The sequence below is a fragment of the Pedobacter borealis DSM 19626 genome, assembly GCF_000708285.2.
In the GTDB taxonomy this organism is placed as follows: domain Bacteria; phylum Bacteroidota; class Bacteroidia; order Sphingobacteriales; family Sphingobacteriaceae; genus Pedobacter; species Pedobacter borealis.
Window position 1 is genome coordinate 24,456 of sequence record NZ_JAUG01000064.1, and the last position, 15,964, is coordinate 40,419.

Sequence of the window (15,964 nt, forward strand, 5' to 3'; positions counted from 1 at the left end):
CAACGAAATAATTGTTAACCGCAATCCATTTATCAAGGATATTCCATAAAATATTTGTACTTAGGTAATCCGAAGATTTAAGCACCGCTATTTCGTTTCCATTCCAACGGTCTCCTTGACCCCATTATTTTGATTTTGGGATGAGGCTTCAGTTGTTGTTACTTCATTGGCTAAATCCAGCTGTGATTGGACGAGCTGAAAATATCGCCCCTTCTTTCCCATAAGAGTATCATGGTTTCCTATCTCCACTACCATACCGCTCTGCATCACAACAATTTGATCTGCTTTACGGATGGTACTTAAGCGATGTGCGACCACTATCACCGTTTTCCCTTTAAAAACGTCATCAAGGGCACTGGTTATTTTTTGTTCGTTAATGGTATCTAAACTATTGGTAGCCTCATCAAAAAAGAGGTAATCAGGATCTTTATATAGCGCACGGGCAATTAAAACACGCTGCTTTTGCCCACCACTTAAACCGCGTCCCTGCTCACCCATCATTGTTTCGTACCCTAATGGCAAAGCTTCTATTTCCCTGCTGATATTCGCTGTCTGTAGGGCTTTTTTTAACCTTTCATAATCCACCTTTTCATCATCCAAAATAATGTTATTTAAAATCGTGTCGTTGAAAATCTTACCATCTTGCATTACGGCCCCGCATTTATTCCTCCACTGTCTTAAACTGATATTGTTAATATTCATATCCCCAATTCGGATATCCCCGTAGCTAGGTTTATAAAGGCGTAATAATAACTTTAATAAAGTCGATTTACCACTACCGCTATCCCCTACAATTGCTGTAACCTTGCCTTCCGGTATAACTAAACGAATACCCTGCAGTATTGGCTTGCCTGCCGGAGTATACTGAAAACCGACATTATTGATAATCAAACTCTTGATATCTGGTAATTCTATACTATTTTGTCCTACGTTATCATGTTCATCAGGCAGCTGATGGATTTCATTTAGCCGCATGAAACTCAATTGTGCTAACTGGAAACCACTGATAAACTGGATAAATTGTGCGACCGGCGCATTTAACATTCCTATAATAAATTGTGTGGAAATCATGACCCCGAAGGTTATTTCCCCATTGATTACAGCCTTTGCACAGTAGAATGTAATCAGGAGATTTTTGAGCTGGTCAATAAATTGTGCGCCTAAGTTCTGCATATTGCTTACGTTCATCACCCGAAGGTTTACCTTGTAAAGCCTCGCCTGAATCCCTTCCCACCTCCAGCGCCTTTGTTTATCGTAATTATTGACCTTTATATCCTGTATGCTGGCAATGGTCTCTACCCAATAGCTTTGGTTTTTACTTACAAGGTCAAAGTATTCCCAATCAAGTTTTTTACGCAATTTTAAAAATGCCAGTACCCAACCTAGGTATAGCACGCTTCCCGCCAAAAAAATGTAGAAAATAATAGGATTATAAACGAAAAGGATAACGCCAAAAACCACGAACGTAAGTGTTGAGAAAATCATTCCAACTGAATTATTCATTAAAAATGACCGGATTCGTTCATGATCCTGCACACGTTGTAAAATGTCACCGGATTTTTTATTTTCAAAAAAAGTAATTGGCAAACGCATCAGCTTGATCAGGTAGTCTGATATCAGTGTTATGTTAATCCTTGAGCTGATATGCAATAAAATCCAGTCTCGTATCATGTTGCTCAGCAATACACTTATTATAATAGCTATATTGGCAATGATGATAATATTTATAAAGTCGAGGTCATGTGTTTGAATACCAACATCTATAATAGCCTTACTGATAAAAGGCATCAGCCCTTGTAATATGGTTACCAGCAGCATCACGATAAACAGATTGACAAAACTTTTTTTGTAGGGCTTGAAATACCCAATAAAGTTTTCAAAGGTTTTCAGTCGCTCTATTTTTTCATCAGCCTGGCGCTCATAAAAATCTCCCTGCGGTTCCAGCGCCATTAATACCAATTTAGCTTCTTTCAAATCCCCTTCTTTTGAGGAGGGCTTTAGTTCCTGTTTAATAGTTTTTTTGGCAAACTCCTCTGCACTATAGCTTACATATCCTTTGGCAGGATCTGCAACGTAAATAGTACCCTTTGTTTCCCTATTACCTCGTGAGTCTTTTTGTATTTCCAGACTTTCCTCAGTAGCATAATTCCGACTTCCTTTTGCCTTGTAAACCACAACAAAATGGGTATTGTTCCAATGTACAATTGCTGGTAGTGGTATCCGTTCTATTAAATCATTAACAGTACATCTGAGCGCGACAGATCTTAGGCCGATACCTTCAGCGGCATGGCCTAAATCGCCAAATGAAATTCCCTCTTTGGTAATACCGCACTTATCGCGCATATGTTGAAGGCTATAGAATTTGCCATAATGTTTGGCAATCATTTTTAAGCAGGCAGGACCACAGTCCATCGCATCTAGCTGTCTGTCTAACGGGAAAGCGTTTAATTTCATAGTTGAATAAACCGCAATATTATTATATTTTGGAATGTAAACCTCACCTCACAGATTTTCTTCATAATTCCTTCATAAAACGTTAAGATATTAGCCAACAAACATTTCAATTTTAAATTATTAAACAAGCTCTATGAAGAAAAAAACACAGTTAGCGTTCGAAATGCTACAGCATGAATTTGAGGTTATGGAAATAGATGAACAGTTTGAAACTGTGGGTGGCAATGATACAACCCCACCAGCGGAAGATCCTACAACTTCTACGACAACCACAACAGCTACACCAAATGGCTGGGGTAATTATTCAGGGTACGGGACTCCCTCAAATCCTATACAATTGGAGGAAGTGACCGTAACACCGGGAACCAATCCCGGAGAACCAGCAACCAATCCAGGGATAAATGTAGCAGCAGCACTTGGACTTGGAGCAGATTCATTCAACACTTCAATGAGTACAGCTCATACCTTAAATTTTATCGCAAATGGAACCGCTATCGAAGCGACAGCTTTTAAATATGTTACCGGAAGCGGAACTATTATAGGTGCAATTGTTGGTGGAGGCCCAGCAATTATAAACATCCTCCAGGGTGATGCAACTGGTAGTGATTATGCCGCACTTGCCTTCGCTGCTGCTGGAGGTGTTTTAGAAATTACAGGTTGGGGCGAACTCTATGATGGAACAGTAGGTGTGGGCTTAGCTGTTAGCAACCTTATATACGACGTATATAATTATTAATGACTAATTTGGAAACCAAAGTCTATCACATTTGGAAAGCCGTCGCTGTAGTCAGTTTAGCCTATCTATTGGTTGCAGCAGCAGGAATAATTTTCGGTAGGGCATTTAATTTGCCAGTTTTTGCAGCAGTCCTGATATTAGGTTTATGGATTTTGCCGGTTTTTTTTAAGGAAAAGATTTTAGATTTTTTCTGTGAAGATGTTTTGGTTATTGTAGATTCTGAATCTCTGGTTATTAAAAATCTTTCTTCAGCTAAAGACATGGAAAATTCCAATACAAATCCTATTTCCTGGAGAAATGTATCAGGTTATAAATTTCAATTGGCTCCTCGTCATGATATGGTTCAGCTCAAAATTTATCAGCTTAAAGGCAGAAATAAATCGTTTGTATTCCGGGGGAATAGTTGTAAGAGCATAGATGGCGATTTACCTACTATTGTCAAAACCTGTTGTGATGGAATCAAGAGTTATAATTTAACTGCCACTGAATCAGACAAGCTCAATTACGTGGGTGGTTTTTTGACGACCAAAAATGGTTTGATAGTACTAATGACACTTTTGGCGATTATTGTTGCTACTGTTATATTTCTGATGTCGAAAAACCCACATAAATTTCCACTTTCTTTTATGTCAATTTTTATGGTTTTAGCACTTTTTGGCAAAAGAAGTGCTGAAATCAAATTGAAAGAAAAAATTGAAGCAAATCATTAGGTTATCTATACTCCACCAGGGAAACCCTGAATCCAATTTTACACTTTAAATTTCGAAGGAACCATGTTTCCTTCGAAATTAATCTGTTTTTTTCCACTACATTATCTAAGCAATGATTTATATCTCAGCTCAACCTGACCAAGGGTATTTTCTTTGGCAACTGAAGGTTATGCTCCATAATTTTGAAACGATTGGCATCGATTCCGAAAAAGTTCAGGTCTTAATTAGCTACAGTCCAGAAAGAGGAATAAATCCACATTATTTAAAGTTTGAAAAGGAAAACAAATTTGGTAAAATATTTTTCTACTCTGATGAACGTATTGCCCCTAAGTATAAATCAAGTATCAGACCTCATATCTTAAATAAGCATTTCACTCTATATCCTTCTCTTGCCGAGGAGGTTATTTTTTATCATGACTGTGATATCATTTTTAGGGAAAAGCTTGATGAAGATTTATTAATCAATACTCAAACTTGTTATGTTTCTGACGCGGGCAGTTACTTAAACTTAGCATACCTGAATAAATTTGAAAATACGTTGAGTGAAATGGCACATGCAGTGAACATAGATATCTCCAAACTGGAAGAAAACGATAATCATACTGGTGGTGCTCAATACGTAATAAAAAAATGTACAAGCGGCTTGTGGGAGGCAGTGGAAAGAGATTCTGAGAAGCTTTTTATTCTTATGAATGATCTTAATAAAGGTAAGGAAACAACAAAGCAGGTACAAGCCTGGTGTGCAGATATGTGGGCTTTATACTGGAACTTATTAAAGCTGGACAAAAAAGTTGAGGTTCACAGCGAGTTGGATTTTTGCTGGCCAAAAAACCCGCTAACCAGATGGGAAAGCACCAAAATATTACATAATGCCGGGGTACTATCAAAAGACAAAGACGCCTTTTGCAAAGGCAGTTTCATGAGATACGCACCATTCTTTTTAGATTTTGAAAGCGTTTTAGAACAATTCTGTACGGCTAAATATGTTGCTCAAATAAAACACTATGAAAGGGACATGATTAAGAAGGCTCTGGAAAGCTTAACCTTGATTTTGCCTTTCGATATCATCAGTAGTTTAACAACATCACAAAGAAAAACCATTCAAAAAAAAATCATTGTTTATCTGAGTCAGGAACTGGATGAAAATAACATTGAGCACGACGTAAGTGAACTTTCAGTCCATGTTGCCATCAGTATGGGTATGGGCAAGCGTTATTTCCATTCTCCACAAAGAATGCTAAGCTTAAAAAAGTGGTTAGATAAGTTATTCACCAGCAATGAAATCACCAGAAATTATAGCAGAAAAGAACTAAAAAGCTTAAAAAACAACCTGGCCAAAAGGTGCACTGAATTATAAATCGGTATTTGAGAAAATGATGTAACATGTACCTTTCAACCAGCCTATCGTGTTAAATCTCATCAAACGATTTTTTACTTTTACAAATATTATCTAACCAATTGGAAATAGCATCGCGGCAATCAAATCTGATGAATGCTGAGATCCTAATAACCGTCCGACCGTTTCCGGCTTACAATTATATTTCCTGTCTATGCTGATCCATCATTAGCACTATTAACCGATTTGCAATTTATCGACCGTTTTTTATGCTATAAACAACGTTTGACTAAACTTAATCGTATTATTCCTGACATGGATCATATTACTTAAAGAAATCCTTTAACCACTCGGGTGTTTTGCAAGATGTATTTTTGTATACACAAAAAAATCTTGCGCCCTTGAGGTCGGGTATTTCCTCGGAACTCGGAAATACTTAAAACACTATTAAATCATCCAAAAATTCTGCAATATCTAATTGATAAGGTATTCTAAAAAATAATAATCTAAGGTATCCTAAGGGAGGACGTGTTTGAACACTACGAATATGCGAGATTTATATCGATAAATAAGATATCCCTAGTGCAGAGGAAGAAAGCTGGAAATAAGAATGCTTTTAGTCACCCTATAATTATAAGCGTAGTAGTAAAAACCTTTTCAAAGTCGGAAGTTATCTAAGTTTCGAGCAAAATTAGCATCATAGTAGTTAAAGGCCTGACTAGGTTCTGCTATCATCCGCTTTAATTTATCATAAAGATTGGAACGAATTTATAAAATGCTTTTACAATGGCCAGTGCTCATTTGTGGCTTGTGGACCCCACCATAGGGTAATGCTCATTTGCTTCTACCGATAAATTTTGATTTCAGAAAATTATCCGAACCACTAATGTGAAAGAAAAGGTGTAAATCTGCATAACTCCAAAGTAGTACATGTGGCAAAAAAAGCACAGGATCCCGAACGTAATATACAAATGATCATTTAACGTGTAATTAATTTTAGGTTTATCCACAGCTTATGAGACATCTACCGATAGCGCGAATTCCCCCTGAGAAATTAATGGAAATGTTAAAGAAAAAAGGTGTGAAAATGGCTATAAATCAAGCGAAGGAAATCTTGGATTTGCTATATATTTTAGCTGTTTTGGAAGTAGAGCAAGTTTTGAAAAGATGATTACAGCAGATTTATATATTAGAGTAAGTACTGATGAACAGGCTGATAAGGAATATTCGCAACGCAACCAGGAGGGAGGTTCTTCAGAAATATTGTTTCGCCAGAGATATCAAAGTGAGGAAAGTTGTTTTTGAGGACCATTCCGCCAAAAGCTTCGTGCGGCCCGCATGGCAAAAATTATTGGCTGATCTAAAAAAGAAGAGAGGACAAACCGATTTGATACTTTTTACCAAATGGGACAGATTCAGCAGAAATGCGGGAGATGCCTATCAGATGATAAAAATTTTGGCTGATCTCGGTATAGAGCCTCAGGCTATTGAGCAACCACTTGATATTTCCATTCCAGAAAATAAAATGATGCTGGCTTTCTATCTCGTAGCTCCAGAGGTTGAGAATGATAGAAGAGCGCTCAATACTTTTCATGGAATGAGACGAGCAAGGAAGAAGGGCGATGGATGGGGCCTGCTCCCATAGGTTATACTAATAAGGTAACCGAAGACGGGCGAAAGTATATTTGTCCTATAGAGCCCCAAGCGTCAATAATGAAGTGGGTATATGACGAATTATCTACGGGTAAGTGGTTCATTGATCAGATCTGGAAGGCAGCATCGGATAAAGGGCTGAAGACAGGTAGAAAAAATTTTTGGCAGATTATTAGAAATCCCATTTACTGCGGTAGGATACCCATTGCGAAATATAAGGACGAGGAAGCCCATACAGTTATAGGGCAACATAAAGCGATAGTTTCGGAAAGAATCTTTTATAAAGCTATGGATGTTTTGAACGGCAGAAACAAACCAAAAAAGACGACTATATCTTCTCCTGATGCGCTTCCCTTGCGTGGCTTTCTGATATGTCCAAAGTGCGGCTACATGCTTTCAGGTAGTGCTTCAAAAGGTTACAGCAAGCACTATCACTATTACCATTGCTTTTCGAAATGTGGGGTGAGATATAACGCGGAAAAAGTCAATAAGTTTTTTGTGGAGGAGTTAAAAAATATCCTTGTTCTTGAAAATAGACTCATCGATTTATCCAGAGAGAAAGAGAATATTGGTGAACTAATCGGAAAAGCGACTGGGTTGCTCAAAAACCTTCATGAAACATATATAGTGGCAGATTCTGAGGGAAAAAGGCGATTAATTAGTTCGATCTATCCCCAAAAACTCACTTTTGACGGAACACAACATCGAACTGTTCGAATGAATGAGGCTGTACGCGTTCTAGGTACTTTAAAGGCCGTTTTTGAGGGCAAAAAAAAGGGGCAAACCAAACAAAAATTTGATTTGCCCACTATGGTAGCGGGGAGCAGGATCGAACTGCCGACCTCAGGGTTATGAATCCTGCGCTCTAACCATCTGAGCTACCCCGCCGGGCTTAATATTTACTAAATAACGTAAATATCGATGTGGTTATTTTTAAGAGTTGCAAATATAGAATAAATATACATTCTATTAAAAATAAATGTGAAAAATACTATAAAGCCTTATTGCTCAGTAAATTTGATTGTTTTTAGTAGGTTGTAATCGTTGTTTTACCTTTAAGGAAGATTGTTTTTAGAAGTTAATAATACAACGAAACGCATCATTTGGGCGAGGCATTGTAAATAAATGTATTTCTAGGGCTTAAAATTGGTAGCGATTGTAATGGTGTCATTAAGCCCATTATTTGCTGTATATACTGATGATACTTTTTTTATTAAAAGAACAAGTGTATTGTGGTGCTATACCTGTTGGAGTTACCAAGCCATCCCTAAGGTAACTTTTGCCATAGCTGATATTCGCGAATCCTTTACCTTTTAGGTAATAAATTAGGTAACGCCAAGGTAACGAAAAGGTAACCAGAGGGTTAACCTGGGGTTAACTTGGTGTACAGAAAGGGTAAACAAGTGGTACAGAATAGGTAAAGGATTTTGTATGTCCTATCACTGAAATAATTTCAACAATTGCCCGCCCTGTGTTTCTTAACCATATAAGGTTCATATAAGTTCATCGAAAACTTAAATAGACTAAAATTTCTTATATGGAGAAAGACCTGTACGCCCGCTTTTTATAGCAGATTTAGTAATATTCTTTATCTCCCACACACAGTGGTCAGCTACGTAGCATCTTTTTCTTAACAATATAAGGTTTGTATAAGCATCGGATTTTTTATTGGTTAGTATTGCGGATGTTGAGCAGAAATTAGAAGCCGATTAATCAACTACCCGCCCTGCGTTCGTCATCAAAATAGCCTTCTGGTATGAACTAACGAGGGGAATGACCATTGACTAATGAACTAATGATTACTGAACTGATGCACGAATAACCGATGAACCAATGGCAAATGAACCAATGCACCACCGCCCGGAACCAATAAAAATTATATTGTTGCAGATATAGAATAAATTACCTTTCTTTAGAAAAATAATATTAAAAAATAGTCCGGAAATTATCCTGGTAGTGTACTAACATGGCAGAAAAGAAAAAATTTACACTAGAGTACGAAGTTAGATCGTCACCAAGAATATTGTATAGTTTTATTAGTGAGCCAAACGGCTTGTCGCAATGGTTTGCGGACGATGTGAATTTTCGCGATCAGGTATATACTTTTACCTGGGATGATGAGCAGCAAAAAGCAAAACTGGTTTCCATTAAAGAAAATAAGCTGGTTAAATTTAAGTGGCTGGATGATGAACCTCAATGTTATTTTGAGATGGAAATTGTACAGGACGAACTAACCAATGATGTTGCCCTCTCGATTACTGATTTTACAACCGATGAGCTTCTTGCAGAGAAAAAATTAATCTGGGATAACCAGATCGATTATCTGATTAGCGTTTTGGGTGCATAAATTACCTTCGTATTGTTTACCTTTGTAGGGTGAAAAAAATACATCTTCTATTAATAAAAGCATTTGTGAAGCCATTCATAGCAACATTTTTTGTTATGATGTTTATTCTATTGATGTTTTTTCTGTTTAAATGGATTGATGACTTAATCGGAAAAGGTTTCGAATGGTACACCATTCTGGAGCTGATGTATTATGCCTCGGCTGCCAACGTATCTATGGCGCTACCACTATCGGTACTGCTTTCATCCATCATGACTTTTGGTACGCTGGGCGAGAATTATGAACTGGTGGCTATTAAATCGGCGGGGATTTCTTTACAGAAAGCCATGCGCCCACTGTTTGTGGTGATTTTGATGCTCACCATAGCATCCTTCTTTTTTGCCAACTACATGCTGCCCAAAGCCAACCTCAAATTTGGCTCGCTGCTGTACGATATCAGGAACAAAAAACTTTCATTTTTAATTAAGCCAGGGGTTTTTAACAATGCCATTCCAGGTTATGCCATCCGTGTCGATTCGAAAGAAGAAGACGGTACGCTACACAATATCATGATTTACGATCACCGTGAAAATAACGGGATTCCGAAAGTAATTCTGGCCAGAGAGGGTAAGATGAATAAAACCGCTGATGGTAAGTTTTTGGTGCTTTACCTTAAAAATGGTGTGCAGTACGAAGAGCAGGCTTCGAAAAACGGCATGTACAACCCAAGGCAGATTTTTACACGGAACCGTTTTAAAGAAACCTCACCGCGTTTCGATATGTCGTCTTTTGATGGAAATACCACCGATCCTAATGCTTTTGGAAACAGCACGCCCATGTTAAACCTGAAAGGGATCGTTAAAAAACGCGACTCGCTAACCAAGCAATTGGATACGCTGCAAATGCGCACCATTGCCAACCTCACCAGCAACTTTAAGCAGTTTAATGTGACTAAAGGTTATACCAAAGTAAAAGCCGTGCCGAAAGAGATTGATGATGTAATATTGAAGAGTATCCCTAACGGATCGAGGAAACTGGCCCTCGATAATGCAAACAATACCGTGGCGAATATTATGCAGCATGTACCCAACTGGGGGCCACGGCAAACTGATTTAACCGGCGAAATTATTTTTACCACAGTAGAGTATCAGCGTAAATTTACCCTGGCCGCATCTTGTATCCTGTTGTTTTTTATTGGTGCGCCATTGGGTGCGATTATCAGAAAAGGGGGAATGGGTTTACCGGTAGTGGTGGCCATTTGTTTCTTCCTGGTATACCACATTATTACCACAGTGGCCGAAAAATCGGCACGCGAAGGTAATTTAAACCCGATCTTCGGGATGTGGATTGCCGTAATCGTTTTATCGCCACTGGCCGCCTTTTTAACCTATAAAGCTACTGTAGATTCGGCCTTGTTTGATGTGAATTATTACAAGCAGTTCTTCCTTCAGCTGTTTAAAAAGAAGGAAAAATAGGCGTCTTTTCCTTTACTTCCAGATGATATTTTAATCCAAATATTGCTCAATAAGGTTGTACATTTGTACGGGTTATTGTTTGTGGTATAAATTGATTTTAACACGTCATTGCCCCATAATGTTTATAAAATGAAAACAAAATTAAACACAATAGAAGAGGCCATCGCAGATATAAAAGCTGGTAAAGTGATTATTGTTGTAGATGATGAGAATAGAGAGAACGAAGGTGATTTTTTAACGGCAGCCGAAAATGCAACGCCCGAGATCATCAATTTTATGGCTACTTATGGCCGTGGTTTAATCTGTGCGCCCTTAACAGAAGAACGTTGTAAAGAGTTAAACCTTAACCTGATGGTGGGTAAAAATACGGCAGTTTACGAAACTAATTTTACGGTTTCCGTTGATTTGGTTGGACACGGTTGTACCACCGGGATCTCAGCAAGCGATCGCTCTAAAACCATGCTGGCCCTGGTTAATCCTAAAACCAACCCCGAAGAGTTGGGCAGACCAGGACATATTTTTCCTTTAATTGCAAAAGATGGTGGCGTAATCCGCCGTGCTGGTCATACAGAGGCTGCGGTAGATTTAGCGCGTTTGGCCGGCATGAAACCTGCAGGTTTATTGGTAGAGATTTTAAAAGAAGATGGCGAAATGGCCAGACTCCCTGATTTATTTAAAATTGCCGAACAGCACCGGTTAAAAATTATATCAATCGAAGATTTAATCGCTTACCGTTTAACCATGGATAGTTTGATTAAACAAGAGGTTAGCATCGATTTACCTACCGCTTGGGGTGATTTTAAAATGACGGCTTATACCCAGTTGGATAACAATGCCACGCACCTGGCCATTTCTAAAGGCGAATGGAATGCCAACGAACCTATTTTAGCACGTGTACACAGCTCTTGTGTAACAGGCGATATCTTTGGTTCCTGCCGTTGCGATTGCGGTCCGCAGTTGCACAAAGCGTTAGAAATGATCGAAAAAGAAGGTAAAGGCATTGTCGTATACATGAACCAGGAGGGTAGAGGTATCGGGCTGATTAATAAATTACGTTCGTATAACTTACAGGATGCCGGTTTCGACACGGTAGAAGCGAACATTAAATTAGGATTTACAGGCGACGAACGCGATTATGGTGTAGGTGCGCAGATCCTGCGATCAGAGGGGGTTACTAAAATGCGTTTAATGAGTAATAACCCAACCAAAAGAGCAGGTTTAATTGGTTATGGCTTAGAAGTGGTAGAAAATATTCCTATAGAAATTGCAAGTAACGTACATAACGAACGTTATTTAACCACCAAAAGAGATAAAATGGGCCATTCGATTATGAAAGGATAATTCAGTTGGCAGTTAACAGCCTGCAGTTCACAGTTTGGATTGTGAGAACTGAAAATTGCTAATTGAAAACTTATACAAGACCAACAGTTGAACACGTGTTCGATTGTTGGTCTTTTTTTGTTTGATATATTTGTCATCCTGAGCGTAGCGAAGGATCTATATCGTTAACCCAATGGTCATCGATCGTTTTTTTTACCATATAAGACATATAAGATCATTTAAGTTCCGTATATCGATTATTCACCTCTGTGGTTCGTCCTCCTGATCCGATCTATCGGATTGTTTTATTAGTTGTGTTTATTGTTTTCATCGGTCTAATAGCTACTTCGTGGTCAGGATCTATGAGGTATAAAATTTGTCATCCTGAGCACAGCGAAGGATCTTTAAATAGCCGTCTTTCTCCCTTCCACATGCTTGCCTCGGCTAGCCGCCGAAGGGCTTTTTCTTTATCCTTGATGATAAAGAAACAAACAATCAAGGCTAGGATCTGATGTCGGATAAATTCGTCAAAGCTTTATTGATCGTCAGCACAAGCCCCCGATGAAAAAATCGGGGAGGGCGTGCTACCTCGGGGTTGTGGTAGGTTGAGAGGAGGTGCTAAAGCTTTAACGTCCTGAACGTAGTCGAAGGATCTCCTTCCATCATATCCTAGGCCGGATAGCAGGGTGCATATAGTATGGAGCAGAGAAACCATTCTCGTTATCTCAATCGAGATCAATCGTCATTGCGCAGGAATGACGACCGCCATAATCCGAGTTAATTTCTTATTTATGCGTCAATCCCCTTCCGTACGCGTCATCCTGAACTTGTTTCAGGATCTTTATCGTTAACCCCACATTCTTCGACTGCGTTTCTACCATAGAAGAAATATAAGAGCATTTAAGTTTTTAGTGCCGATTATTAAGTTTGCAGCACCTATGTTGTAGTTCTGTGTGTTATAGGTTTGAGATTCTTCACTGCGTTCAGAATGACAGCGTGATGAGCAATTAATTAGTCCGTAGTGCCAAGTGTTGGGTCGATTAATTTTCCCCAGATTCGTCATGCTGAATTTATTTCAGCATCTTATTTGCAGGAAAGACACTGATCCCGAACCTTCCTATCGTGTGGACACATCTTTATATGTGTCCCATCCTTCTTTTGCTGCTCTAAAATACCTTAGTCCGATCCATAGGGTTGTTATTCCTGGTGTCCGCTTGCTTTCATAACCTTTCCAACCTCCCAATCTTGCCAGTACCCATACATATCTTTTCAAATCTCTTGACTTGTATGGATTCTTCTGTTTTTCGGTTTTACCTTCAAGCCTGATAATTTGCTGTTCCATGAATTCCTGTTCCTCAATGCTGAAACAGGTATCGGCACCAATTGCCAACTCTGGTTCAGCATATGCCAGCCGCATCAGGAATAGCTTTATCACCACCTCCATAATCATAAGGCTCTGTTTTCTTATTGATGAAGCATATTCCAGTTCACTGGCCTCAATATTGTACCCTTCTTTTTTGAGTATTTTGAACACTTCCTCAATCGTCCACCTCCAGCTGTACCATTCTATGCACATTCTGGCAATGTCCAGACTTGTTACCGCTATGGTAGTCAAGAGTCTCCAACATATCTTATCTGTACCGCTATAGCCTACTTCTTTTGCTTCTATCAAATAGAGCTTGGTACTGGAAGATACTCCTTTACTGGTAGTATCAGTTTTGCATATTTCTACTTCCCTGTACCTGATTTCTATCTTCGCCTTTCTTTTTGGCCTTTTTCCTTTGGCATCCACCAATATTTCATAATCACCCTGTGACTGCTGATCTGAGAGGCAGTTAAACAATTTACTCTTATCTTTCAGGGTTCTATTGGTCCTGGCCCTTATCAAAAGGTCTGTCTTTGAATCAGGTACAACTGCAAACTGCTCGTATATGTCCCCTTCACGGTCCTGTATGATAACCATTCCCTCAACGGTGGGTGACAGTGCTTTTTTGGTGTTATTGGATACCTCAATCCATTTATAGGATTCTTTCTCGGTAATGGGCAATTTGCTGTATTCACGCTCAAATTTCGAACGGAACTCCAGCGGCCTGTTCCATACCTTGATATCCGCATAGCCATATGGGGTACCATCACGGGCATCAAGTACAAGGCTTGGATGGAGCATAAAGCCTAACCCATGGTCACCCTTTGCATTTGTAGTACCGATAAAAGTATCCTTCCTTATCCTATTACGGTGGCTACCAAGGTTTATTTCGGTGCTATCCTGGATACAAACAACGTACTTCCCATGGCTGGCCGACTGGCAATTGAATGATAAATTAGCGATAATAGCTGCCTCACTTACCCGATCATTGGCAAGAAACCGATAGAAGCCCTTGGCTTCAGCCTCATCTTTGCTTAACTGGCGTATACTCTGGACACTGTTCCTGAAAAGTATATCCAGATTCTTATTACCCCTGCTAATTAACCTTGAATCGGATAAACTCGTAAAACCTCGTGTTTGCATCCAACAAAGAAACAAATTATTCAGAAATGTGTCCACACGATAGGAATGTTCGGGATCAGCATCTATTAAGACCCTGACCTGTAGCGAAGCGGAAAGCTACGCAGTAAAATAAATTTAGGGTGACGATCACCTTTTGATGTTAGTCGAGATTTGAAATCTCGACTGGATGAATTGTGGATTTGTAATCCACCTAAGAGATTAAAAACCCTTAACTCCAATATCGGGATTACAAATCCCGACCAACAACTACATTATTTTACTAAATTTCGGGATGAAAAAATTTGGCTTCATCATCTTCCTGTTTTTAGCAAACAATGCTTTCGCGCAAGATTCTACTTATACCAGAAATGTAGTAAATACCCTTACTTCAAAACAATTTTGGGGCAGAGGTTATACCAAAGACGGGATGAAAAAATCTGCAGTTTATCTCACAGAAGCTTATCAAAAAATCGGTTTGTTGCCAATGGGTCAATCTTATAAGCAGACATTTAATTTCCCTGTAAATACATTCCCAGGAAAAATGATGGTGGCAATAAATGGTCAAAAACTTATCCCGGGTAAAGATTTCATTGTAAACAATGAGAGCCCCAGCGTTAAACAAAAGGCAAATTTAACCGAGGTTGATAGTCTTAATTATCAGGCTTCTCCATCATTAAAGATTTTATTAAAAGACAAATTAACCTGGTCTGTAGCTACAGAAGTTGGCGATATAGCAACTATCCAGCTCAATAAAAAGAACCTTACAGCAATTCCAAAAGAAATTAATGTTGATATTGAAACCAAATTCATTCCAAACTTTGAGGCAGCTAACATTTGCGGTTTAGTTAAGGGTACTAAATTCCCTGATTCCATTTTAATCATTACAGCACATTACGATCATTTGGGTGGAATGGGTGCTGACACTTATTTCCCCGGCGCAAATGACAATGCCGCTGGCGTAGCTACTTTATTAAGTTTGGCCAAATACTATGCTGTTCACCCACAGTCTTATTCGATTGGTTTTATCTGTTTCGCAGGCGAAGAAGCTGGATTATTGGGATCTAGATATTTTGTGGAAAACCCTTTAATTCCTTTAAGCAGGATTAAATTCCTAATCAACTTGGATTTGGTTGGAACCGGTGAAGCCGGTATGACGGTAGTTAATGCATCCGTTTATCCTAAAGCATTTGCGCTGCTAAACACAATCAACAACCAAAATCATTATATCTCGAAAATAAACTCCAGAGGTAAAGCAGCCAACAGCGATCACTATTTCTTTACCGAAAAAAGTGTTCCCGCATTCTTCATCTACACCCAAGGAGGTCCGTCTGCCTACCACGACGTATTCGACAAACCTGAAACATTACCCCTTACCGAGTATAAAGATCTGTTTAAACTGATCGTTGGATTTAACCAGAAACTGATGGAATAACTTTATTTTATGACGAAACCCTTAAATCAAGATA

At 38.9% G+C, this 15,964-nt stretch carries 11 protein-coding genes and 1 tRNA gene; 9 read left to right on the forward strand and 3 right to left on the reverse strand.

Annotated features, from left to right (window positions below; translation table 11 throughout):
• Nucleotides 1–87 precede the first annotated feature (87 nt).
• On the reverse strand, nt 88–2,454 hold the full coding sequence (locus AW17_RS16240) for a peptidase domain-containing ABC transporter (protein ID WP_051691894.1): 2,367 nt from the start codon (nt 2,452–2,454) through the stop codon (nt 88–90).
• A gap of 133 nt (nt 2,455–2,587) precedes the next feature.
• Between AW17_RS16240 and AW17_RS16245 the strand changes: the two genes are divergently transcribed.
• The 5 genes from AW17_RS16245 (at nt 2,588) to AW17_RS24975 (ending at nt 7,744) form a co-directional block, all read left to right on the forward strand.
• Nucleotides 2,588–3,190 carry a hypothetical protein gene (locus AW17_RS16245; protein WP_029278201.1) on the forward strand — a complete coding sequence of 201 codons (603 nt, stop codon included), beginning with the start codon at nt 2,588–2,590 and terminating at the stop codon, nt 3,188–3,190.
• The gene (locus tag AW17_RS16250) at nt 3,190–3,900 is read left to right on the forward strand and encodes a hypothetical protein (RefSeq protein ID WP_029278203.1); all 711 of its coding nucleotides are present in this window, start codon (nt 3,190–3,192) and stop codon (nt 3,898–3,900) included. Before AW17_RS16245 ends, AW17_RS16250 begins: the two co-directional genes overlap by 1 nt.
• A 112-nt stretch (nt 3,901–4,012) precedes the next feature.
• Nucleotides 4,013–5,257 carry a hypothetical protein gene (locus AW17_RS16255; protein WP_029278205.1) on the forward strand — a complete coding sequence of 415 codons (1,245 nt, stop codon included), beginning with the start codon at nt 4,013–4,015 and terminating at the stop codon, nt 5,255–5,257.
• A gap of 1,183 nt (nt 5,258–6,440) precedes the next feature.
• On the forward strand, nt 6,441–6,881 hold the full coding sequence (locus AW17_RS24970; protein WP_051691895.1) for a recombinase family protein: 441 nt from the start codon (nt 6,441–6,443) through the stop codon (nt 6,879–6,881).
• A gap of 68 nt (nt 6,882–6,949) precedes the next feature.
• Entirely contained in the window at nt 6,950–7,744 is a 795-nt protein-coding gene (locus tag AW17_RS24975) for a recombinase family protein (RefSeq protein WP_245235085.1), read from the forward strand.
• Here the strand turns inward: AW17_RS24975 and AW17_RS16265 are convergent.
• A tRNA-Met gene (locus tag AW17_RS16265) sits at nt 7,701–7,777 on the reverse strand. The two genes, AW17_RS24975 and AW17_RS16265, sit on opposite strands and share 44 nt — an antisense overlap.
• Before the next feature lie 1,078 nt (nt 7,778–8,855).
• Between AW17_RS16265 and AW17_RS16270 the strand changes: the two genes are divergently transcribed.
• The 3 genes from AW17_RS16270 (at nt 8,856) to AW17_RS16280 (ending at nt 12,031) form a co-directional block, all read left to right on the forward strand.
• Nucleotides 8,856–9,236 (forward strand): START-like domain-containing protein, encoded by a 381-nt coding sequence (locus tag AW17_RS16270; RefSeq protein WP_029278206.1) that lies wholly within the window; start codon nt 8,856–8,858, stop codon nt 9,234–9,236.
• A 29-nt stretch (nt 9,237–9,265) separates the two neighbouring features.
• The gene (locus tag AW17_RS16275; RefSeq protein ID WP_029278208.1) at nt 9,266–10,690 is read left to right on the forward strand and encodes an LptF/LptG family permease; all 1,425 of its coding nucleotides are present in this window, start codon (nt 9,266–9,268) and stop codon (nt 10,688–10,690) included.
• 129 nt (nt 10,691–10,819) lie between these two features.
• The gene (locus AW17_RS16280; protein ID WP_029278210.1) at nt 10,820–12,031 is read left to right on the forward strand and encodes a bifunctional 3,4-dihydroxy-2-butanone-4-phosphate synthase/GTP cyclohydrolase II; all 1,212 of its coding nucleotides are present in this window, start codon (nt 10,820–10,822) and stop codon (nt 12,029–12,031) included.
• Nucleotides 12,032–13,127: 1,096 nt separating this feature from the next.
• On the opposite strand, the gene AW17_RS16285 is transcribed toward AW17_RS16280, so the two are convergent.
• Nucleotides 13,128–14,519, reverse strand: coding sequence for an IS4 family transposase (locus tag AW17_RS16285; protein WP_051691896.1), 1,392 nt, complete (start codon nt 14,517–14,519; stop codon nt 13,128–13,130).
• Nucleotides 14,520–14,790: 271 nt separating this feature from the next.
• On the opposite strand from AW17_RS16285, the gene AW17_RS16290 reads away from it, so the two are divergent.
• The gene (locus AW17_RS16290) at nt 14,791–15,930 is read left to right on the forward strand and encodes a M28 family metallopeptidase (protein ID WP_029278212.1); all 1,140 of its coding nucleotides are present in this window, start codon (nt 14,791–14,793) and stop codon (nt 15,928–15,930) included.
• The last annotated feature ends 34 nt before the right edge of the window (nt 15,931–15,964 follow it).